Source organism: uncultured Campylobacter sp., assembly GCF_937997535.1.
Lineage (GTDB): Bacteria > Campylobacterota > Campylobacteria > Campylobacterales > Campylobacteraceae > Campylobacter_B.
This window is the reverse complement of sequence record NZ_CALKTT010000073.1, coordinates 1-21,508: the sequence shown is the minus strand read 5'-3', so window position 1 is coordinate 21,508 and position 21,508 is coordinate 1. Positions and strand designations below refer to the sequence as shown.

General features: G+C 47.7%; 17 protein-coding genes, 1 other RNA gene and 1 pseudogene. 9 read left to right on the top strand and 10 right to left on the bottom strand.

What is annotated here, in order from left to right; translation table 11 throughout:
- The 5 genes and pseudogenes from Q0117_RS06830 to Q0117_RS10650 all read right to left on the bottom strand — a co-directional run.
- Window positions 1-184, bottom strand: a pseudogene (locus tag Q0117_RS06830) (aminotransferase class V-fold PLP-dependent enzyme); the annotation flags it as partial.
- 542 nt (window positions 185-726) lie between these two features.
- Window positions 727-915 carry a sodium-dependent tyrosine transporter gene (locus Q0117_RS06825; protein ID WP_177388229.1) on the bottom strand — a complete coding sequence of 63 codons (189 nt, stop codon included), beginning with the start codon at window positions 913-915 and terminating at the stop codon, window positions 727-729.
- 16 nt (window positions 916-931) lie between these two features.
- Window positions 932-1,723, bottom strand: coding sequence for a LysR family transcriptional regulator (locus Q0117_RS06820; protein WP_297924014.1), 792 nt, complete (start codon window positions 1,721-1,723; stop codon window positions 932-934).
- Between the two features lie 9 nt (window positions 1,724-1,732).
- On the bottom strand, window positions 1,733-2,512 hold the full coding sequence (gene fdhD / locus Q0117_RS06815; RefSeq protein WP_297924012.1) for a formate dehydrogenase accessory sulfurtransferase FdhD: 780 nt from the start codon (window positions 2,510-2,512) through the stop codon (window positions 1,733-1,735).
- A 282-nt stretch (window positions 2,513-2,794) separates the two neighbouring features.
- The gene (locus tag Q0117_RS10650) at window positions 2,795-5,047 is read right to left on the bottom strand and encodes a molybdopterin-dependent oxidoreductase (RefSeq protein ID WP_232501139.1); all 2,253 of its coding nucleotides are present in this window, start codon (window positions 5,045-5,047) and stop codon (window positions 2,795-2,797) included.
- Window positions 5,048-5,582: 535 nt separating this feature from the next.
- Between Q0117_RS10650 and napA the strand changes: the two genes are divergently transcribed.
- The 6 genes from napA to Q0117_RS06775 are packed head-to-tail and all read left to right on the top strand — an operon-like array spanning window position 5,583 to window position 12,011.
- On the top strand, window positions 5,583-8,366 hold the full coding sequence (gene napA / locus Q0117_RS06800) for a nitrate reductase catalytic subunit NapA (protein ID WP_297924010.1): 2,784 nt from the start codon (window positions 5,583-5,585) through the stop codon (window positions 8,364-8,366).
- A gap of 3 nt (window positions 8,367-8,369) precedes the next feature.
- A complete protein-coding gene (gene napG, locus Q0117_RS06795) occupies window positions 8,370-9,128 on the top strand; it encodes a ferredoxin-type protein NapG (RefSeq protein WP_297924008.1) in 759 nt (252 codons plus the stop codon).
- On the top strand, window positions 9,125-9,934 hold the full coding sequence (gene napH, locus Q0117_RS06790; RefSeq protein WP_297924006.1) for a quinol dehydrogenase ferredoxin subunit NapH: 810 nt from the start codon (window positions 9,125-9,127) through the stop codon (window positions 9,932-9,934). The genes napG and napH overlap by 4 nt, the downstream gene beginning before the upstream one ends.
- Entirely contained in the window at window positions 9,931-10,464 is a 534-nt protein-coding gene (locus tag Q0117_RS06785; RefSeq protein WP_297924004.1) for a nitrate reductase cytochrome c-type subunit, read from the top strand. The genes napH and Q0117_RS06785 overlap by 4 nt, the downstream gene beginning before the upstream one ends.
- Before the next feature lie 9 nt (window positions 10,465-10,473).
- On the top strand, window positions 10,474-11,679 hold the full coding sequence (locus Q0117_RS06780; RefSeq protein WP_297924002.1) for a hypothetical protein: 1,206 nt from the start codon (window positions 10,474-10,476) through the stop codon (window positions 11,677-11,679).
- The gene (locus Q0117_RS06775; protein ID WP_297924000.1) at window positions 11,676-12,011 is read left to right on the top strand and encodes a chaperone NapD; all 336 of its coding nucleotides are present in this window, start codon (window positions 11,676-11,678) and stop codon (window positions 12,009-12,011) included. Before Q0117_RS06780 ends, Q0117_RS06775 begins: the two co-directional genes overlap by 4 nt.
- An 808-nt stretch (window positions 12,012-12,819) precedes the next feature.
- Here the strand turns inward: Q0117_RS06775 and Q0117_RS06770 are convergent.
- The 5 genes from Q0117_RS06770 to panB all read right to left on the bottom strand — a co-directional run bounded on the left by Q0117_RS06770 (window position 12,820) and on the right by panB (window position 19,753).
- The gene (locus tag Q0117_RS06770; protein ID WP_297923998.1) at window positions 12,820-14,358 is read right to left on the bottom strand and encodes an AI-2E family transporter; all 1,539 of its coding nucleotides are present in this window, start codon (window positions 14,356-14,358) and stop codon (window positions 12,820-12,822) included.
- A 697-nt stretch (window positions 14,359-15,055) separates the two neighbouring features.
- Window positions 15,056-15,592: a hypothetical protein gene (locus tag Q0117_RS06765; RefSeq protein WP_297923996.1), complete on the bottom strand. Its 537-nt coding sequence runs from the start codon at window positions 15,590-15,592 to the stop codon at window positions 15,056-15,058.
- A 397-nt stretch (window positions 15,593-15,989) separates the two neighbouring features.
- Window positions 15,990-17,006, bottom strand: coding sequence for a Holliday junction branch migration DNA helicase RuvB (gene ruvB, locus Q0117_RS06760; RefSeq protein ID WP_297923994.1), 1,017 nt, complete (start codon window positions 17,004-17,006; stop codon window positions 15,990-15,992).
- Window positions 17,007-17,854: 848 nt separating this feature from the next.
- Window positions 17,855-18,529, bottom strand: a complete 675-nt coding sequence (locus Q0117_RS06755) for a hypothetical protein (RefSeq protein ID WP_297923992.1) — start codon at window positions 18,527-18,529, stop codon at window positions 17,855-17,857.
- Window positions 18,530-18,955: 426 nt separating this feature from the next.
- Complete coding sequence (panB, locus tag Q0117_RS06750; RefSeq protein WP_297923990.1) at window positions 18,956-19,753, bottom strand: 3-methyl-2-oxobutanoate hydroxymethyltransferase; 798 nt, start codon at window positions 19,751-19,753, stop codon at window positions 18,956-18,958.
- Between the two features lie 98 nt (window positions 19,754-19,851).
- On the opposite strand from panB, the gene ssrA reads away from it, so the two are divergent.
- From ssrA to Q0117_RS06735, 3 genes are all read left to right on the top strand, one after another.
- Window positions 19,852-20,213, top strand: a transfer-messenger RNA (tmRNA) gene (gene ssrA, locus Q0117_RS06745).
- Between the two features lie 276 nt (window positions 20,214-20,489).
- A complete protein-coding gene (locus Q0117_RS06740) occupies window positions 20,490-20,894 on the top strand; it encodes a hypothetical protein (RefSeq protein WP_297923988.1) in 405 nt (134 codons plus the stop codon).
- A gap of 65 nt (window positions 20,895-20,959) precedes the next feature.
- Window positions 20,960-21,337, top strand: coding sequence for a hypothetical protein (locus tag Q0117_RS06735; RefSeq protein WP_297923986.1), 378 nt, complete (start codon window positions 20,960-20,962; stop codon window positions 21,335-21,337).
- Window positions 21,338-21,508: the final 171 nt, after the last annotated feature.

The following is a 21,508-nucleotide window of genomic DNA, read 5'->3' as shown; positions in this document are numbered from 1 at the left end:
CGTAGCGCCGCTGCGTGATGATGGCGCTGGAGCTACTGTCGGAGTGGGTGTTGGCATAGGTTTTTAAAATTTCGCCTATCTCGCGCTCTACGGGCTCGTAAGCAAGCCCCGAAGCCGCGAAATCAAAATAATGCACGCCTTGTTTTAAGATGATATTTTTTCGTATTTCGTCTAAGCTTAACATTCGCGGCCTTTAAAATTTAAGTGATTAATTATAGTGAAATTTGGATTAATTTAAGGCTTTCGTGAATAATTTGCGCCTTAGCCAGCGCTCATAAAATAACGCGGCGCGGCGGAGAAATCTAGCTGCAAAACCTCATTAGAATGGATTTTGCGTAATAAAATTCGGCGAGCAAATTTAATGAGCTAATGCCTGCTGATATAAAATTTAACGTAGTAAAATTTTACAAAATGAAAATTTTACTACGACTTTTATTACGATCGCGCTGCGATACGTAAATTTAAAAGCTCCGCACAATAAAATTTCGGCCGCCAAATTCTATATAGCCGACAAAATTCCACTATGCCAAATTTTAAAAATTATAAAAATTCGGCTCCGTAAGATTTTGCAAATTTCGAAATTTTTAAAATTCTGCGAGCTCTCTTAAACGCATGGATCGCTCACAACCCCATCATCGAGCCGGCGAGCCGCTACCGTATCACGAAGAGCGTATTTTGCGGATTTGTTCTCAAGCTGCTCGCGCGGCTATGAAGTGCGCTTTGCGCCTATTTGCCGATAAAATTTTTCTGCAGCCACTCCATTGCTTTTTCTTCGCTTTCAAATCTACCGCTTTTGGCGACTTGAAACTGTCCCTCATAGAAGCGAATTCTAATACCGTCTTGGACGCTATCTACCTTGATGCGCGTGATCCTGTCTTTGTTTAGATAGGTTCGTTCGTTTAGCTTTACAAACATCGTTTCTCCTTTAAATTTAATGGTTTTTATCTTTCGCTTTACTTGCGTCTTTCTCGCCCTCTTTTTTCAAAAAAAGCTCCTTAAAGCGCTCGTTTGCATAGTTTTCTATATCGCTTTGCAGCTGCTTATACGCGGCGATCAGCTCATAGGCGCGCGCATTTAGCGTCGTACCTGCGGCATTGCCACCGCCTTGCTTGGTGCTAAAAAGCTCCTCTTGCAGATTTTTTTGTAAAATTTGTAGATGACTCCAGCACTTTTTATAGTTCATCCCCAAAACCTCGGCGGCCTTAGAGATGGAGCCCGTTTGAGCGATCACGTCCAGCACTTCGGTTTTGCCCTTGCCGAAAATGAGCTCGCCCTGCGCATTTTCGATCCAAGTTTTTGTTTTTACCCTCATTCTTTTGCCTTTCTTCTCCTTAAAGCAGCCCAGCTGACAATATTTCACGTCTATGCCGTGCTCCTTAAGCGTAGAGCGCACCGTATCGAACCCCACACCGCCGCTAGCTACGGCGCGGGCGTCACGGCAAAAAATCCGTCTTTTCTCATCCAAAAGCGGATCTAGCTTTTGCAGTGCTTTTATGCTGCCTCCGCTACATTGCAGCTTGCCGAATTGACCGAGTTCGCAGCGATCTATCCGTATCCCTTCGCGCGCCGCGAGCTCTCCTACTACGCCCGCGTCCACGCCTAATTTAGCGGCGATCTTAAATGCCGCGCCGCAATCAAGCTTGCCGCTTGGATTTAGTAAATTTAAAATCAGCCTTTTGATCTCGCTTGCTTTTTTATCGTCTATCTTGATATCTATCTCCATGCCGCCTTCTTAACTCAAAATTCTCTCTTCGCCGCTATAAACGTTTAAATTTTCGCCGCGCGCGAAGCCGCAAAGGGTAAGATCAAATTTACGCGCGATCACGACGCCGAGGCTCGTAGGAGCCGTACGCGAAACAAGCGCGCTAACGCCGCTCATCACGGCTTTGGCGACCATTTCGGAGCTTAGCCTGCCGCTTACCAAAAGAAGCGAGCCCTGCGTATGGCACCCCGCCAAGACCGCCTTGCCGACCGATTTATCGATGGTATTGTGTTGGGCGATATCCTCGCCGATAAAATACTCGCCCGCGGTAAAGAGCTTTGCGGTGTGCACGCAGCCCGTCATCTCATAAAGCTCGCACTGCGTGTAAAACTCGCTCATCAAATTTAAAATTTCATTCTTATGAAATTTAGCGTCCGAGCGGACTTTGCGCGCCGCCATCGCTGCAGGATCGATATTTGCGGTAGAGCTGCGCCCGCAGCCGCTAATGATGACCTTTTCGGCATCGAAGCTATTTAGTCGCTTTTCGTTTATCTCGCCGCATACATTCACGCTAAGCCCGTCGGGCGCGAGCTCGATGCTTTTTATACCGCTTGCGTCCGAGATCAAATTTTCGCTCAGCAAATATCCTACCGCAAGCGCCTTTAAATCGCTCGGAGTCGCCATAAGCGCACCGAAACGCTTGTCGTTTAGTAAAATTTCAAGCTTAATCTCGCGCACCAAGATATCGCTTACGATCCTTCTTTCATCACCTTTAAATTTAACTATCTCCGCCCTATAAATCGGCTCCATAGACCTTCCTTGTTTGAATTTCGCCCGTATCGTAGTGAAATTTTGCTTAAATAGCCTTAATTCGCCGAAGTAAAGCCGTAGTACTGAAGCAGCGTGCGTAAATTTAAATCGCTCGCATTTTTGAATTTAAAAAATCGCGTGGAAAATTCCACGAGCCGCTCGCACCGTGCGCGCAAGCGGCTATGAAGCGCCCGCAGAGATGAAATTTAATCAAATTTTGCCGCTACGTGCAGCCGCGATGAAATTTCATCTATGTAAAGCGGGCGGAGCTTGCCGCCCAAACTACCTATGCACCGGCGATAGATAAGGTTTCTCGGAGTGCATCGACATCTCGTTTTGTCTTCTGAACTCGATAAACTCGCTCTCGCTAAGCTTTCTGATATTTGCGATCGTCATTTTTAGCGGCGGGATACCTGATAGCGGATCTAGATCGCCCGCATGCACGAGCTCGTTGCCGTCGGCCTCGCTGTAATGGAAGGTCGTAAATATCGTGCCTTCTTTCAAATCCGGATTTATGCGAAGCTTCGCGGCGATCTGACCGCGCTTATTTTTGACGAGCGCATAGCAGCCTTCGGTAAGCTCGCGTTCGCGTGCGATGTCCGGGCTTACCTCGATGAGCGCGCCTTCTGCGCCCGCGCCGTACTCTAGCGCGCGGCACTCTCTCGTCATCGTGCCCGTATGGTAGTGATAAACCTTGCGCCCAGTCGTAAATAAGCACGGATAAATTTCATCCGGAATCTCGCTAAGCGCGCCGCTTCCCACCGGATAATCATCAGGAATTTTCATCTTGGCTCTAAAATCCGCCTCAGCTTTAGCGCGCCCCTCTTTATCATCCACGTAAAGCACCGGCACCATTCTAAATTTACCATCAGGCAGCATCGATTTATGATCTGCGTAAAGAACCGGAGTGCCCGGATGATCTTCGTCTGGGCATGGCCAGCTGATGCCGCCTAGCTTATCTAGCCTATAGTAGCTAATACCGCCGAAAAATTTAGGCATTAATGCACGCACTTCGTTCCAAATTTCTTCCGCACTTAAAAAATCAAACCCTTCAAGTCCCATTCTTTGTGCGATATTGCAAACTACCTTCCAATCAGGCTCTACGCCAGGAGCCGGCTCGCTTGCCTTGCGCGTGCGCTGGACGCGACGGGAAGTGTTTAAAAAGGTACCGTCCTTCTCGCCCCATCCGGCAGCAGGTAGTACGACGTCGGCCTTCTGTGCGCTCTCGGTAAAGAAAAGATCCTGCACGATAAAGCAATCCAGATGGTGCGTTGCATGCACGAAGTGCTCCGTCCAAGGATCGCTCATTACGGGGTTCTCGCCGTAAACGTAGAGCAGCTTCAGCTCGCCGCTATCCATCTTATCGGGAGCAATCGTAAGCTTAAAGCCTGGAGTTGGATTTAGCTCGAAGTGCCATACTCTGCGCGCCTGCTCCTGAGCGTAAGCGGAATTTACCGCGCCTGCCGGGATGACATTAGGTAGCGCGCCCATGTCGCATGCGCCCTGGACGTTGTTTTGACCGCGCAAAGGATTTACGCCTGCGCCTCTTTTACCTAAATTTCCCGTCAAAATAGCTAAATTTGAAAGCGAAAAGACATTTGAGGTACCGTCGCTAAACTGCGTGATACCCATCGTGTAGCAGATCGCCGCTGCGCCTGCTTTAGCATACATTCTAGCAGCTTCGATTACGAGCTCTTTTTTCACGCCGGTCTCGCGCTCGAAGCGCTCAGGTGTAAAGTCCTTAACCGCTTCTTTTAGATACTCGTAGCCGTGAGCGTAGTTTTTGATAAACTCGTCATCTTGCAGATTTTCAGCAATGATAACATTCATAATGGTATTTAGCGTCTTAATGTTCGCGCCCACCGGGATTTGCAAATAGATATCGGCTTTTTTCGCCATATCTGTGCGCTTCGGATCTACGACGATCATCTTGGCGCCGCGCTGGAGCCCGCGCTGCATCTGCATAGCGATGATCGGGTGACACTCGCTCGTGTTGGTGCCGATGAGTAAAAATACGTCCGTATCGGTAGCGAATTCGACCAAATCGTTCGTCATCGTTCCGTTTCCTAGCGTGTTGGCAAGACCTGCCACTGTAGGAGCGTGTCAAAGACGGGCGCAGTGATCGACGTTATTGCTACCCTGAGCGCGGAAAAATTTCTGAAAAACGTAGTTGTCTTCGTTATTTGAGCGCGCCGAGCTAAAACCCATTATTGAGCTTGGGCCATATTTAGCGACGGTCTCTTTAAATTTAGACGCTACAAAATCATAAGCCTCTTCAAAGCTTACCTCCTCAAGCTTACCGCTTCTATCAAATACTCCGTTTTTCTTACGGATCATAGGTTTGGCAAGGCGTTTTGGAGAGTTTACAAACTCCCAGCCGAACATCCCTTTTAAGCATAGCTCGCCGTCATTTACGTGGTGGGCCTGCGTAGGGCGCGCGTTTACGATCCTGCCGTCTTTTACGATAAGATCGATACCACAGCCGGTGCCGCAGTAAGGACAAGTCGTTTTGACAATCTTTTCTCTGGACTGCATAATATTCCTTTCAAGAATTTTGGTTTGCACGGCTATTATACTTTCTAGATTATAAAAGAAATTTTAAATTAGTGAATTTTTTTAAGCAAAATTTAAGCAATATGCAAATATCGCATATTAAATTGAATAGTTAAATTTTACGCTTTTACTTCGGTAATAGCGGCGTTTTAGCGCAAAATTTATCGCTTATCGCAAAAGACGCTTTTTAAGCTAACTTTTATAATTTTAATAGAATTTTGAAATTATATTACGCTCCGTTTTATTTCAAAGCACGATTAAATTTTTATGAAATTTTAATGCTAATTTATCGGTATAATATATTAATTTAATTAAATGAAAATCTATATTAAAATTTATCAAAAACTCGCTGTCCTGATAAAATTTAAGCCACTAAATTTAAAATTTATAAAATTATTATCTTATATCTGAAATCTATGTAGAAAAAACCTTGATTTTAATCTAGACTAAGCCGTTTTTTTATGCTATTATCCAAAACATTAATAGAAATTTACATTCTAAACGAAAGGTTAATCTCATGGATAGACGAGACTTTATAAAAAGCTCTGCAGCAGCGGCTGCCTGTAGCGTTGCGGGCATCAGCTTGCCTAGCGGACTAAGCGCTGCGGACGAAGCCGAAAAAGGCTGGCGCTGGGACAAGGCGGCCTGTCGCTTCTGCGGCACCGGCTGTGGCATCATGGTAGCCACCAAAGACGGCAAGATCGTAGCGGTCAAAGGCGATCCGTTAGCGCCTGTAAATCGCGGTCTAAACTGCATCAAAGGCTATTTTAACGCCAAGATCATGTACGGCGCCGATCGCATTACCAAGCCTCTTTTGCGCGTAAATTCCAAGGGCGAATTCGATAAAAAGGGAAAATTTATCGAGATCAGCTGGCAAAGAGCGTTCGACGAAATGGAGAAGCATTTCAGACGCGCCTATAACGAAGGCGGCCCCGAGGGCTTTGCCGTACTTGGTAGCGGTCAATACACGATCCCGGAAGGTTACGCTGCAGCAAAGCTAGTAAAGGCGGGCTTTCGCTCCAATAATCTCGATCCTAATGCTCGCCAGTGCATGGCCAGCGCCGTCGTAGGTTTTATGCAAACCTTCGGTATCGACGAACCTGCGGGCGTTTTCGACGATATCGAGCTAACCGACACCATCATCGCCTGGGGCGCGAATATGGCAGAGATGCACCCTATCCTTTGGTCTCGTGTCTCCGACCACAAGCTTCGCAACCCGGACCGCGTAAAAGTTATAAATCTCTCGACCTACTCTAGCCGCACTTCAAACATCGCCGACATCGAAATTATATTCCGTCCGAATACTGATCTTGCGATATGGAACTACATAGCAAGGGAGATCGTCTACAACCACCCGGATATGATAGATGAGAAATTTATTAAAGAGCACTGCGTATTCGCTACAGGCCCTGTGGATATCGGTTATGGCCTACGAGAAGATATAAATCATAAAAAATACCGCAAAACCGAGCTTGACACCGCGGCTAAGCAAAAATCCAAAATTTTAAGCAAATCCGAGGGCGTTACCTTAGCATATCTGGGTATGAAAGAGGGCGACGTACTCGAAAACAAACACTCTGACAAATCGGATGCTCACTGGCTCATAAGCTTCGAAGAATTTAAAAAAGCGCTGGAGCCCTACACGTTAGAATTTGTAGCGCCTTTAGCTAAGGGTGACGAAAGTGAGGATTTAGAGGCGTTTAAGACCAAGCTAAAGCAGCTGGCAGATTTTTATATAGAAAAAGATCGCAAAGTAGTAAGCTTTTGGACGATGGGCTTTAATCAGCACTCAAGAGGAACTTGGGTCAATGAGCAAAGTTACATGGTGCATTTCCTTCTTGGCAAGCAAGCTAAGCCCGGCTGTGGAGCGTTTTCGCTTACCGGTCAGCCTAGCGCTTGCGGCACGGCTAGAGAGGTGGGCACGTTTTCTCACCGCCTACCTGCCGATATGGTCGTGGCAAATCCGGCGCACAGAAAGGTTTCCGAAAAAATTTGGAAACTCCCCGAGGGCACGATAAATCCGAAACCGGGTGCGCACTACGTGCAGGCTCTGCGCAATCTCGAAGACGGCAAGATAAAATGGCTATGGGTGCAGGTAAATAACCCATGGCAGCAGATCGCCAACGCAAATCACTGGATCGCAGCGGCGCGCGAGATGGATAACTTCATCGTAGTAAGCGATCCGTATCCGGGACTAAGCGCAAAGGTAGCTGATCTAATCCTGCCAACCGCGATGATCTACGAAAAATGGGGCGCATACGGCAATGCCGAGCGCAGAACGCAGTGGTGGAGACAGCAGGTCCTTCCTGTGGGCGACGCGATGAGCGATACGTGGCAGATGCTAGAGTTTTCCAAGCGCTTCAAACTCAAGGATTTCTGGGGCGAGGTTAAAGTAAATGATAAGCTTACGCTTCCAAACGTATTAGATAAAATTTCAGAATTCGGCTATACGCCAGAGACTACACTATTTGAAGTGCTCTTTGCAAACAAAGACGCTCAGGCTTTCGCGGCAAAAGATCCGATTATGGCAAGCTTCGATAACTCTGAAGTAAACGGCGACTCACGCGGCGTAATCGGCAGCGACGGCAAAGAATTTAAAGGATATGGCTTTTTCATCCAAAAATATCTTTGGGAGGAGTACCGAAAATTCGGCACCGGTCACGGACACGACCTAGCCGATTTCGATACATATCACCGAGTGCGCGGTCTTAGGTGGCCGGTCGTAGACGGCAAAGAAACGCTTTGGCGCTTTAACGCCCAATACGATCCTTATGCTAAAAAAGCGGCTCCGGATAGTGACTTTGCCTTTTATGGCAACGCCAAAGCAGCGCTTCCTAGTGGCGATCTGAAATCCGCTACTTCAGGCGAAGAAAAAACAAGCCTTGCCAATAAAGCTAAAATTTTCTTCCGTCCATATATGGATCCTGTAGAAGTGCCAAGCGAGGAGTATCCTTTCTGGCTATGTACGGGTCGCGTGCTAGAGCACTGGCATACGGGCACTATGACTATGCGCGTACCGGAGCTTTATCGCGCCGTACCGGAAGCAAGATGCTATATGAACGAAGCCGACGGCTCCAAAATCGGCGTGCAACAAAACGAAATCGTCTGGATTGAGTCGCGCCGCGGCAAGGTAAAAGCGCGCGTGGACTTCCACGGACGTAACATTCCGCCGAAGGGGCTTATTTTCGTGCCGTTTTTTGACGAGAAGGTTTATATCAACCGCGTCACGCTCGATCATACCTGTCCGCTTTCAAAAGAGACCGACTACAAAAAATGCGCGGTTAAAATTTACAAGGCGTAAATTATGAATAGGCGTGAGGTCTTGGGTATTCTTTCTTTAGCTGCGGGCGTAGGCGTTTTGGGGCTCGGAGTCGCAAACTCCGGCGAGCACGCTAGACTCCGCCCGCCCGGAACTATAAGCGAGAAAGAATTTCTTAGCAAATGCCTAAGGTGCGGACTTTGTGTCGAGGCGTGCCCCTTTGATACGCTTAAGCTTGCGAGCTTTTGCGATCATGCTATTGCAAACGGCACGCCGTTTTTTATCCCGCGCGAAATTCCGTGCTATATGTGCGACGATATACCTTGCCTCGCGGCCTGTCCTAGCGACGCACTAGATAAAAGCCTGGTAAGCGAAGACTCCAAGCTTAACGTGCGTCTATCCAAAATGGGCGTTGCGGTCATAGATACCGAGCATTGCATCGCTTACGCCGGTATCCAATGCGACGCGTGCGTGCGAAGCTGCCCCGTAATGGACAAGGCGCTTAGGATCGATTATCGTCACAACAACCGCACCGAAAAGCACGCCCTACTCGTGCCCGTCGTAGATAGCGACTACTGCACGGGTTGCGGTAAGTGCGAGCATGCCTGCGTCACGAAAAAGGCGGCTATCAGCGTCGTGGAGCGCGAGCGCGTCATAGGAATTTCCAACGACAACTACGTCAAAGGCTGGATCAAGGGCGACGACGCGAAGCTAAAGGATGCAGATACCAAAATCAAGCTTGATCCGCAAAAAAGCAGGGACTACTTAAACGAGGACGATCTAATGGAGGGGGCGAGGCAATGAAATATACTATTTTAAGGCGTTTGAGCCAAATTTCTATTCTAGTCCTTTTTATTTTAGGAAATAATTTCGCCTTCAAAGCCGCGAGCGAAAACGGAGTTTTATCAGGAATTCTAAAGGGTAATCTAAGCTCGTCGAAACTTTTCGGCACGATTAATCTAAGCGATCCGTTTGCGACGGCGCAGATGCTGCTAGCCAGCTTTTCTTTGGGCGCTACGGCGGTTGTCGGAGCGCTTATCGTAGGAGCATTTTATGCGCTTATAGCGCCGCGAGCATATTGCTCATGGGTTTGCCCGATAAATTTACTAACCGATCTTGCCGCGTGGCTTCGTAAAAGACTCGGCGTGCACACCAAAATTTTAAACGTAAATCGCAAAGCTCGCTACGTCCTAGCGGCGCTAGCGCTTGTTTGCAGCGGAGCTTTCGGCTTTGCGGCGTTTGAGAGCGTAAATTTTATCTCGCTTTTCGCGCGCGCCGTCATATCGCTGAGTGCCAGTGCGTTTGCAATCGCGCTACTGATCGTAGTTTTTGAAATTTTCGCGGGCGATCGCACTATCTGCTCGCGGCTATGCCCGCTCGGCGGATTTTGGGCTGTGCTTAGCTATTTTAGCGTCATTCGCGTTCGCCACGAGGTTGATAAATGCACGATGTGCGGCAAATGCAAAATGGTCTGCCCCGAAGTGCAGGTACTTAAGATGGTCGGACGCGAAAACGGGCGCGTTAGCAGCGAGTGTATCAGCTGCGGACGCTGCATCGACGTATGCGACGACGATGCGTTAAATTTTAGTATATTAGGAGTGAAAAAATGAAAAAAATGGTTTTAGGCTTGGCTCTTGCATGCTGTGCGGCGCTCTTTGCCGCGGACAAGACGGCTTCTATAGATGCCGACAGCTTGGGCTTTATAAAAAGTGTGGACGAATCGGCGCAAAATAAAAATTCCCTGCCCGATTTCAAATATAGCGAGGATGCTCCGGGCGCCGCTTCGAAAATCGAGCGCAGCTTCGAAAACGCTCCGCCGCTCATACCGCACAGCCTAGACGGGCTAGTGCCGATCACAAAGGATAACAATATGTGCGTAACCTGCCATATGCCCGATGTCGCTAAGGATGTAGGCTCTACCCCGATTCCAAAAAGCCACTTGGTAGACTTTCGCACAGGCGCGGATCTAAACGGCACGCTAGCCGAGCAGCGATTCAACTGCACGCAATGCCACGTACCGCAAGCCCAAACCAATCCGCTAGTGAAAAATAATTTTAAGGCTGATTTTAGCAGGTTTAGCGACGCAAATTCCACTTCTAATCTCATAGATACGCTAAATCAAGGTGCCGAGGTTGAGTAGGAGCGCGAGATGAAATTTTTACCATCGCTGCTACTTTGCGCCTGCTTCATCTATGCCGGCAACGGCGTTGCAATACCTAGTGGCGCTGTGGGCATAGATGCGCCTGCAAAGATCAAACACGCTAGCTTCATACTAGAGCTTGACGCAAATGTCGCGGTGCTAAAAAATCTAGACGGCGAAATTTACGCAGGGCTTGACAACGGCAAGCTCTATAAAATCACCATTAACTCTGCGGAGAGTTCCATGCAAAATTCTGCCGCCAGGCAAAATTTTGCAGATCAAAATTCCGTCACAAGCACAAATTCCAATGCGGCGCAGAATTTCAATGCAAAAGCAAGCGTAAATTCCACGGGAGATTCCACCGCAAATTCCGCTGCCGTAAATTCTTTAGAAAATTCCGCGAAGCAGAATTCTGCCGAGAATTCTACGGCATTAAATTCCGCTCGGAATTCCGTGCCGAGCGTAATCTCCAAGACTCTAATTTTTGCCCTGCCCTCGTCCAAAAATTACCTAGACGAGCCGATGGGCGCTACCATATTCGACGTTGATAAACTAGGCGAAAAATACGCATTTTTGTATAACGGCGACGCGTTTGAAAAGATGCTGGGTGTGTTTGCGGGCGGCAAGATCACGCACTACAAGCTACCGATGACGGGGATTAAAAACGTCTATTTCTACGACGAAAACACCGTGATTTTGCTAGGTCTTGGTAGCGAAATTTTATACTTAGACCTGTCTAGCGGCAAGGTAAGCTTCGAGCAAAAGCTCACCATCGCGTCTTTGGGCGGCAGCGCCTACGACCGCGCTAGCGGGACGCTACTAATCTCGTGCGAAGGCGGCATCGTGTTTTATTTCGACGTGAAAGCGAAAAAGCTTATGAGCCAAAAATCCCTGCACAAGGACGGGATCTACTCCGTGGCGCTGCTTGGCGATCGTATGATGAGCGGCTCGAACGACAAAGAAAGATCGTGCTACTACGAAAACGGCGATTTCGCTAAATTTTATAACGCCCATTTTGCAGTTTTTGCCGTGGCGCTAAGCCCCGAGCTGGGCGCTTTCACCGTAAATAACGGCGTGCGCGTAATCGATAAAGCAGGCGAGATCGTCCGCAGCATTGAGCTGGACAACGACATCATCAACTATCTGCTTTTCGAAGGAGAGTATCTAGTGGGCTCGGGATACAATAGATATATCTACTTTTGGGAGTTAAAATGAATATTTCAAGCGTCGTAATCTATCTGAGCGCAAATGCCGACGTAGCGGCGTTTCGCAAGCAGCTGCAAAGTATCGGCGGCTGCGAGTTCGTCGCATGCGAGGACCGCAAGGCGGTAGCCACGATTAGCGCAGAGAGCTTCGAGAACGAGATCGCCGCATTTCGCGCGATAGAAGCCATAGAGGGCGTAAGCGAGGCGATGATGATCTACTCATACTCCGATCTGGACGCAGATATCGCCGCGGCAAACTCCGACAACGGCGAGCAGATAATGCGCGAGCTGGACGAAAAAGACCCGAGTCAGATCAAATACGGCGGCAAGGTGCGGATCTAAATCGCCGCCACCGCTCTATTGGTGCTTTTCGCTTAAATTTTGTTATTTTTGGCAGTTTCTGCACTACTAGGTAAATTTTCCTTATAAATTTTATCTGCGCCCACGGAATTTGAAATTTTCAAACTCATCTTTGTCACTTCTAGCCTGTTTTTGTATCTCTAGCCCGACGCCGCTTTTGCACCCTTAGCCGATTTTTAAGCTTTTGATACGCCGCCTTGTATTCGTCTGTGAAATTCTAATCTGCAGTTAAGCCCCACGATGATGCGAAATTTTAAAAAGCGACGGACGAATTAAATTTATGAAATTTCTGCGCAGCGCTATGCTTTACGTCGCATAAAAAACATGCCGTACCAAATCAGACGCCGCATAAAAGGCGGTGCCGTAGCGACTGCTGTCCGGCGCCACAGCCTATAGCCGCTGCGACGCCCGTTTGTTTGGGATGCCGCTATAAAAAACGGCGGCAGGGGCGCCTACCGCCGACATAAACTACTTCCGCGCGTAGCCTGAGATGCGCCGCAGTAAAACATCGAGCTTAGCCTGGGCGCCATCAAACACGCTAAATTTAGCGCGCATTTACTCTCTAGTATCGCAGCCCTTCGTTCGGTCATGGGCTTTGCGGCGCGCAGAGGGTTTTTAAATTTCAAAACAAGAGCATAAATTTTAAAATTCCTAGGCGTAGGAATTCCGCGCCGAAGCTAAATTTTAAAAATTTATGGCGCGAACGGACAAAAAGCCGCCAGGACATGTTAGGCATTGCGCTTTACGAGCAGCATTTTCATAAATTTAAAAGCGCCAAGCGGCGCAAGCCCTACTCAAATTCTATTTTTTTTAGATAATCGTATAAATTTAGCACCGCAATAAATAGCGTTAAAATCGCGGGTCCCAAGATCACGCCCCAGAACCCAAACGTACTGATGCCCGAAAGCATCGAGAAGAAGATCAGCATCTCGTTGATGTTTGCGGGGTTTTCGACTAGGCGCGAGTTGATAAATTTTATCACGAGCGGCTTTACGAAGCTGTCCGCGAGCGTTGAGATCAGTATCACGCAATACGCCATTATCACGATCGCGCCCGAGGTGCTACCCCCCGCTAGCACGTATAGCGCGGTGGGCACATAGATAAGCGCGCCGCCGACTGCGGGGATGAGCGAGCAAAAGGCGAAAAGCACCCCCATCAGCAGCGCGTCAAACCCGAAGATCCCCGCGATGATCGAAAACAAAAAGCCCTGCAATACGGCGTTGAAGATGGTCGAGTAAAACACGACGCTCATCGTATTTGCCGTCTCGGAAAAGATATAATCGATCTGCGCGGGCTCGACGGGTAGAATTTTTTTGAAAAAGCGCTTGAAGCTCTCGCCGTAGAGGTATGCAAAAAAGCAAAACACGACGATAAGCACCATATCGACGATAAATTTTGCGCTGGACTTTCCAACGACCGAGAGGTAGGAGATGATCTGTTTCGCTAAGCCTGCGACGTCTAGGTTTGCCAAAAACGAGCGAAACTGCGTATCAAATTTTTCAAAAGGCCCTGGCAGCTTGATGTTTAGGCTCTGAACGTAGCTAAGCGCGTCGTTTAGGCGCGCCATATCGAAGCTCGCGGCGTTTTTGGCGATCTCGATCACTGCGTAGATGAAGGGCACGAAAAAAAGTGCGCAGAGCAAAAACAGGCTAAGCACCGAGGCTAGCGTGCGCCTGCCGCGACACAGCTTCGTTACTTTAGTGTGCAGACCCGAGGTCGCCACTGCCATCAGTACGCCGATTGCGATCACCATCAAAAACGGCGAAAACAGATAGATCACGCAGCAAAACATCAGCAAAGTAGCGCCGATAAAAAATATCTTGCTCGTCTTTGCGCGCCCGCTAGCCTTGGCAAGACCTGCTTTCATGCCCGCAGCGGCTCCGGAAGCGGCGGCGTCGCCTAATGCGGAAGCATTAGCCGAGAAGGTTTCATTGGCTTCGGCGGCGTCGCTAAATGCAGCCGCACCAGCAGATGAGACCTTGTCGGTTTTGACCCGGTTTTTGCTTTGATTTTCGGCGGCAGTTTTAGTCCTGCCTTCCGCGGCGTCTAGCGCAGCTGCGCCTGCTTTATCAGCGTCGGTATTTGCTCCGGCGACTTTGCCCGTTTCGGCTATGCTTTCGCTTTGATTTTCGGCAGCGGCTTCGGCTTTGTTTTTGACGACCGCTTCGCTTTCGGCGGCAGCTTTGATTTTAATCTCGGCGTTATTTACAGTCTGATTTTCAGTGAAATTTTGAGCCTCGCCTTTAGCGTTATTCTCAGCGTTATTTTGAGCTATCTTTTCAGCCAGGTCTTCGTTGCGGCTTGGGGCATTATCTTTTGACGTCGGCAAATTTTGTCCTTTTGAAATTTGATGACATATTTTATAAATTTTTTTATCAGATTTCGATTAAATTTTGAAATTTAATCGAATTTACAAGCAGCGTTCTCACGCGTTTTCACATACAGCGCGCTATACGACATGTACACGGATCGTGCCTAATTTATGAAAATAGCGCATAGCTCGAACATACGTCAAAACTAGATGTGTGCTCCTATGCCGCATTCGAGCCCTGCGCGCACCGCAGCAAGACCCCGTCTTGCGCCGAGCTTTTGGCAGAGCTCGGGCTATCTCGCGTAGTGATCGGCGCGCGCGATACGAACGCGCAGGCTGCGTGCGGCTAAATTTGACGAAATTAGCACTTTGGCAGGCAGAGCCGACATGTCGGCGCTAGACGCGCGCGTTGCGCCGCAAAACCTAAAGCTGCGCTCGTCCAATGTGTGGATATACTCGCGTCGCAACTCTTACAATAAGCCCAATGGCAACTTCACGCGGAAAAGAAAAATGTATAGCGAATGCGTCTGCTAGAAGCGAAGTAAAAATCGGTACGATAAACGAGAGTGAAGCAAAAGTTAAGCGGGTGACAGGCTATTTTTTAGAAAATCAATGTACCTTAATAATCGCAAACAACAATCCACGTAGGATAAAAGAATACGAATTTATAAAATAATGAGCACAACGGATGCGAGAATAGACTAAATTTTAACTTTCAATGGAGAGTGAGAATAATAGCCGCCTCTATAGGCATATGAAAGCAGAACTTCGCTCCAGCTTGCGCTGCAGCCGCATTAGCAAGACCATGCGAAAGCGCATCCCTAATAATACCCAACCCGTTACTCATTTTTTGCTCCTTCTTCTGGATTTTTTTAATCAAATTTCTATCTGAAAAATTTATAAAAAATATCAATAAAAGTAGAAAAACTACCCCTTTTAAAAAGAATTTAAACTGTGCGGTCATCAAATATGGTCTTAACAATCTATGATCGAAATTATATTCCTTATATATTTTTCCATCTTTATCTTCAAGCTGTAAAATTTCATTATTACCTAATATATCCGGGCTTGGCTCGCCATAAATTTTGATTTTTTGCCCTTTTAGCTTTTCATAAATATCGCTATCGCTTTTGCTTATTTCATAAACTTTTTTCTTGCCATTTTCTAGTTCTATGTGTATTCGTCCGCCGCTTCCGCGAAAATAATAATAAACGCTTCTTAAAATTCCGGTATCTATCTCAAGCTCATTCAATTGTTTGGGCGACGTATCCGTTCTATAAATAGTAAAAGCGTTCCGCACAGGACAAAAAGCAAACCATAACAGCCTATGCTAGCCACCTGTGCCGGCGGATGCGAAACTCCCCTGATAAAAACACGTCTGTAAAATACATCGTAAAAATAATAGAAGAGCCTTTTTATATATTTTGTTATGAATTTCATAAAATTTCCCTTCATATTCTTTTGGATATTTTATTGAGCCGATAATAAATTTGCTCTAAATTTACAAAATCTCCCGCTTTAAATTTTAAATCTACAGAAACTTTAAAACTAAGCAAAATTCAAAGACCAAACATGCAAAATCGCCACGATAGGGTCTCCGCCTGCGTAGCTATTGGCTCAGCGCCGTGAAGTATAAAATTTCATCCGCCCTACTCCTCAAACAGATTTCTCTCCGCGGTCTTTAGCACGCGACCGAACGTCTCGCGCGCCTTATCGGTTGCGATGCGGCCTTTGGCGGTCTTTTCGATGTAGCCGTTAGCGAGCAGATAGGGCTCGATGACGTCCTCGATCGTGCCCTCATCCTCGCTAAGCGCCGCCGCGATCGTGCTAAGCCCCAAGGCACGGCGCTTAGCGTCAAATAAAATTTCCAAATATTTTATATCCATCTCATCAAAGCCCTGCTCGTCCACGCCCAGCGCCTCAAGCCCTTCGCGCGCGCGATCGTGCGAGATAGCGCCCTCGTCGCGCACCTCGGCAAAATCGCGTATGCGGCGCAGTAGCCTCAGCGCAATACGCGGAGTACCGCGAGAGCGGCGCGCGATCTCGGCGCTGGCATCTGCCGCGCTTTCTTTTCCGAGTTTGACCGAAGCGATCTGCACTATCCGCGCAAGTTCGGCGTGCGTGTAAAACTGCAAGCGAAACTGCATGCCGAAGCGATCCCGCAGCGGCGCCGAGATCATGCCCGCGCGCGTCGTGGCGCCGATGAGCGTGAAGTGCGGAATGTCGATCTTGATAGTCTGCGCGGCGGGACCCGAGCCGATGATAATGTCGAGGCGGAAGTCCTCCATCGCCGAATACAGCACCTCCTCGATCGCCGGGCTTAGACGGTGTATCTCGTCTATGAAAAGCACGTCGCCGCTTTGCAGGTTCGTTAAAATCGCCGCCAGATCGCCCGCCTTTTCGATCATCGGCGCGGCGGTGACCTTAATGGCGGCGCCCATCTGAGCGGCGATGATGTGCGCTAGCGTGGTTTTGCCGAGCCCCGGCGGCCCGTAAAAAAGCACGTGATCTAGCACGTCGGCGCGCTTTTTCGCCGCGGCGATCGCGATAGCGAGGTTCGATTTGATCTTCTCCTGCCCCACGTAATCCTCGAAGCTCGACGGGCGCAGCGAGTTCTCCACGCTCTCATCGAGCTGCATCTTTTCGATCTCTACAATTCTGTCCATAATCTCTCTTTAATCGTTTTTAAAATTTTAGCAAGTGTAGCGAAAAATGGCTAAATTTTGACAATTTTAAAGGGACGGATCTTTGCGAGCGGAAATAAAATTCGCGGCGCGGAATTTTACGGTACGCGCTTAGGGCTGGGGTTAAAAAGCAGAGCACCCGTCGCGAAAGACTGCGGAATTTTAGCGCGACGTTTTAAGACTATACTCATGCCGCTACGCCCGCTATGCCTTAAGTGTGAAATTTTGTCGTAGCGGCTCCCAAACAGCGCGTGGGTCGCTAACTGCGCTAAATTTTACGGCGCGGAATTTAGTATGTAGAATTTAAGGTTTTAGGCGTTCGCGAGCGGCGGTGCGAAATTTGAGCGCATAGAATTTAGCGGCAAAATTTAGCCGTTTGAAAATACTCGCATGGTTTTACGACGCGAAATTTGACGCTTGGAATTTTGCGATATTAAATTCAGCGTCTGGAATTTTGCAGCGAAATTTTGCGACGAAATTTTACCTCGTAGAATTTTAAAAAGAATTTCGCTTTTGCGGCAGCGAGGCTTTAAATTCTACGCTTCAAGCTTTGCGGCACGCAGCCGTCTAGAATTTTATCTCGCGTAATCGGTCAAAATTTCGCAAGAAATTCTGCGTAGAATTTTATGCAGAATTCTGCCTTGCGCGGCTAGGTAAAATTTCGCGCGACATTTCGTTTTTCAAGACGACTTAGAATTTAGCACGGATTGTAAAATTTACCGCTAAGCTCAACACAGCTCGTGCGATTAAATTTAGCCGTGCAATCTCGCGCCGCCTTATCGATCGCGCCCCAAATTAAGACGCTAAATTTTTCCTGCGCGAGCCTAGTTCTACAAAACGTGCTCTTCGATCAAAACGCTCTTATTATTATCGCTGCTACAGAACGCTCTATATGAGCCGGACGTTGTGCTTTCGAATAAAAATACTACGCCGTCGCTTTCAAATTTTTTCGAGCAGCCCTTGGCGTGCAGCTTGGCAAGCTTCGGGCTATCAGGGGCATAAAACTGATAGCTATCGGTGAAGTGCTCCACGTATCGGTAGGTGATCTCCGCCCAAGGCACCCCGCTATCGCCGCTTCTATTTAGCACGATGGTTCTAGCGTTTATCGCCGCGAGCTTTGATTTTAGCTCTGCAAACGTCTTTTTGTCCCAGCCGATGAGCTTTAACCCCTCGCCGATACCCGGCGCATTATTCCTGAAAATGGAATTTGAATAAAATTTTGTCTCGTTGCCGTCCAAATCGATCCAAATATACTCATCGCCATAAGTGCTCTGGATCGTAACGCGCAAATTTTTAGGGAAGTTGCGACCTGCAAAAGCTAACAGGTCTAGAAATTTATCACGATTTTGCTCGTAATTTTGCATTAACGGGGCTTTATCCAGCTCCATATCATCTTTATCAAAGAAAGAATTAAACGCAAAAAATACCGCCAAAATCGGCAGTACCTTTACGCAAAAGAGCAAGCCCAGAACTACGGCTATGAAGGTTTTTAAAGCTTTAGCCAAATTTTCTCCTTAAATTTTATAAGCCGTTTAGGTCTGGCGGCTGACTTATGCCAGAATTCTACGGCTGCGTGCGTAAAATTTATCGTTTGCAGCGTATTTTAGAGCTGCGGGCGCGAAAGCGTTCATGAAAAGCGTTCGTGCGTTGCAATCGGCGAAAGAAATAGCGCTCGCATGCAGAAGCACGCAAACTCTCGCACGGCGCCCCCGTATAAAATACCGCGCAGAGTATTCGCCCAAAGCGCCTGCGATCTCTCGCACTAGGTAAAGCGCTCGCAATCGTTCGCGCCGAATAAATTTTAAGCGGCGCGAGCTGGCGAGCTGTTTACGTAGTTTGCGACGCGCGAAAACGAAGCATTGTTTTAAGGCAAGCGGGGCTTTATCGCTGGAATTTCGGCGCGTAAATTTTAAAATTTAGCCCAAATCTCGCTACTGCTTGTATTCAAACTCCTCACTCGGAAAGCTCCCCTCTTTGACTTCGCGCGCGTATTCGCGCACCGCGCCTTTTACCAGCTCGGCGCCGCCTAAATAACGCTTGACGAATTTCGGCCGAAACTCCGTGAAAAATCCGCACATATCGCTCCACACAAGCACCTGTCCGTCCACGCCGGCGCCCGCGCCGATGCCGATGACGGGCACGTCGGTACCGAGCGCCACTTGATTTGCGACCGCGGAGATCGTGCCCTCCACCAGCAGCAGCACTGCGCCCGCCTCGACAAGCGCTCTAGCGTCGTTTAAGACCTCGCGCGCGCCCTCTTCGCCGCGCCCGCTTACCTTGTAGCCGCCCGTAAAGCGCGAAAACTGCGGCTTTAGCCCGATGTGACTCATCACGGCGATTCCGTTTCGATTAAGCAGCGCCACGGTATCTGCCATATGCGCACCTCCTTCGATTTTGACGGCGTCGCAGCCGGTGTTCTCATAGACTTTGGCGCAGTTTTGTAGCGCGAGCTCGGGCGTCGCGCACGAGCAAAACGGCATATCCACGACCATATACGCTCGCTTTAGCCCCCGTCTTACGGCACATGCGTGATAGGTCATCTGCTCTACGCTTGCGCCCAGGGTCTCGGAGTGCCCGCCGAAGCTCATATTTAGGCTGTCGCCTACGAGTACCATATCAACCTCGTCGTCGAAAATTTTAGCAAAAAGCGCGTCGTAGGCAGTGATCATCACGATCTTTTCGCCGGATTTTTTCATCTCGTATAATTTAGAAAGCGTGATTTTTGACATTTTGGATCCTTGATTTAGTTAAAATTTAAACGCAATTCTAGCATAAGCCGAATTTGACATTTATAAAATTTTGAAGTAAAATGCGCGCGCATTCTTTCGGGGGTGACTTGGCTTCGACGGGAACGGATGGGTCAAGGCTGCATGTCGCTTTGGATACAGCGTATAAAATCCAAACTAAATTTAAACGCAAACAACGTTAAATTTGCTCCTGCTTACGCTAAAGCTGCGTAAGTCCAGTCGAGCCCTGCTCCGCGCCGATACTATCTAAGCGCGGCGGCGGGTAATCTGCGATAGCGTAGCTCTGCGGCGTGACGAGCCGTAGGGTGAAATCCTAGTCTTTGCGCCGGCGGATCGTTTTGGAAAGTGAGCGAGCCTGCGCGAGAACTTCACTTTTGCTAAACATGTAGAGGCTTTGGTCGTTTGTTTTCGGACTGCGGTTCAATCCCGCACACCTCCACCAATTATCTATTTTTAAATTTTAATCACTTCTTTTAGTTGCATTTGGTTTTTGCGCGCAGGCACCTATCTTAAATTTTAGTCGTTCCAGCCTCTTTCATTTTTATTTTAGATATAATCTTTTCCGAAATATTAGGAGTCTTATTAGGGGCTTTTTCGCATTAGGGGTTTCTCATATGAACAAAGGCGTATATTTTGCTAAAATTCGCCGGCGGGAGCGTCAAAAGCATCAAGAAGTACAAGACGCGATACAAAATATTATAGAAGAGAGGAAAAAGAAATGAATAAATTTGTTATGCTGTCATTGGCATATGTTGCTTTGCTAGCGGGGTGCAGCCTAAGTAATCGCTTTTTTGCTCCGAGTACGAATGGATATAGAACTGCCTGCGGTTTTATTTTTCATGACTATATACCTCATGATAAACTTTACGTACCGAGGAACCTTGAGGATTTTTTAGATATATATTCAAGAGCTAAAAGCCAAAAAAGCGGTGAATATGAATATAAGCTAGTAGAGACTTTATCTCACTATTATAATGGCACATCGACTATGGTTCCGATAGAATCTTGTAACGATAAATGGTGTAAAATTTACTATCCTTGCGGCGATACGGAGTATTATGTCAAGAAGGATGAGATAGAGCAACTTTGGCCTAACGGTCAAAAGACTTGGGGATCTAAATAAAAGATAGAGCGCATTTTAAGTAGGCGGAGCCACAAATAAAATTTCGATAAAGGAGAAGAAACAGGATGAGAGCTTCGGTATTAATATTCGCCATACTTTCTATGGCAATACTTGGTGGTTGTAAGAAATATTTTATATACAACCATTTTATTACTTATGGGGAAAGGGGCGACTTCTATACCAGTACTTGCGAAATGCGCTCCGGAGGTAATTATCCTATAGGCGAAGAAAAGCTTTATCAGCTCAAAACCAGGGATGGCGTAAGGGCTTCGATATATATAATAAGAAAGGGAAATTTTATGGCCGCAAAAGTTTTGGATGGAGTAGGCGGCATCCTCCCTATCGAAAGCTGTGGCGATGAGTGGTGCAAAATTTACTATCCTTGCGGCGAAAGAGGGTATTTCGTAAAGAAAGACGAAATAGAAAAATGGCAATGGCAATAATCTTATACTTAAAAGGAGCGAATTGTGTCATTTATAGATGAAGATTACGTAAATATCGTACCGCAAGATCTGCTAGAGCGCGGTATACGCTTAAGGGAGGGTATGGAATTTATGGAATCGCTTGGAGATTTGACGATGTAATGGAGGTACTAAAAATCGCAAGAGATAGAG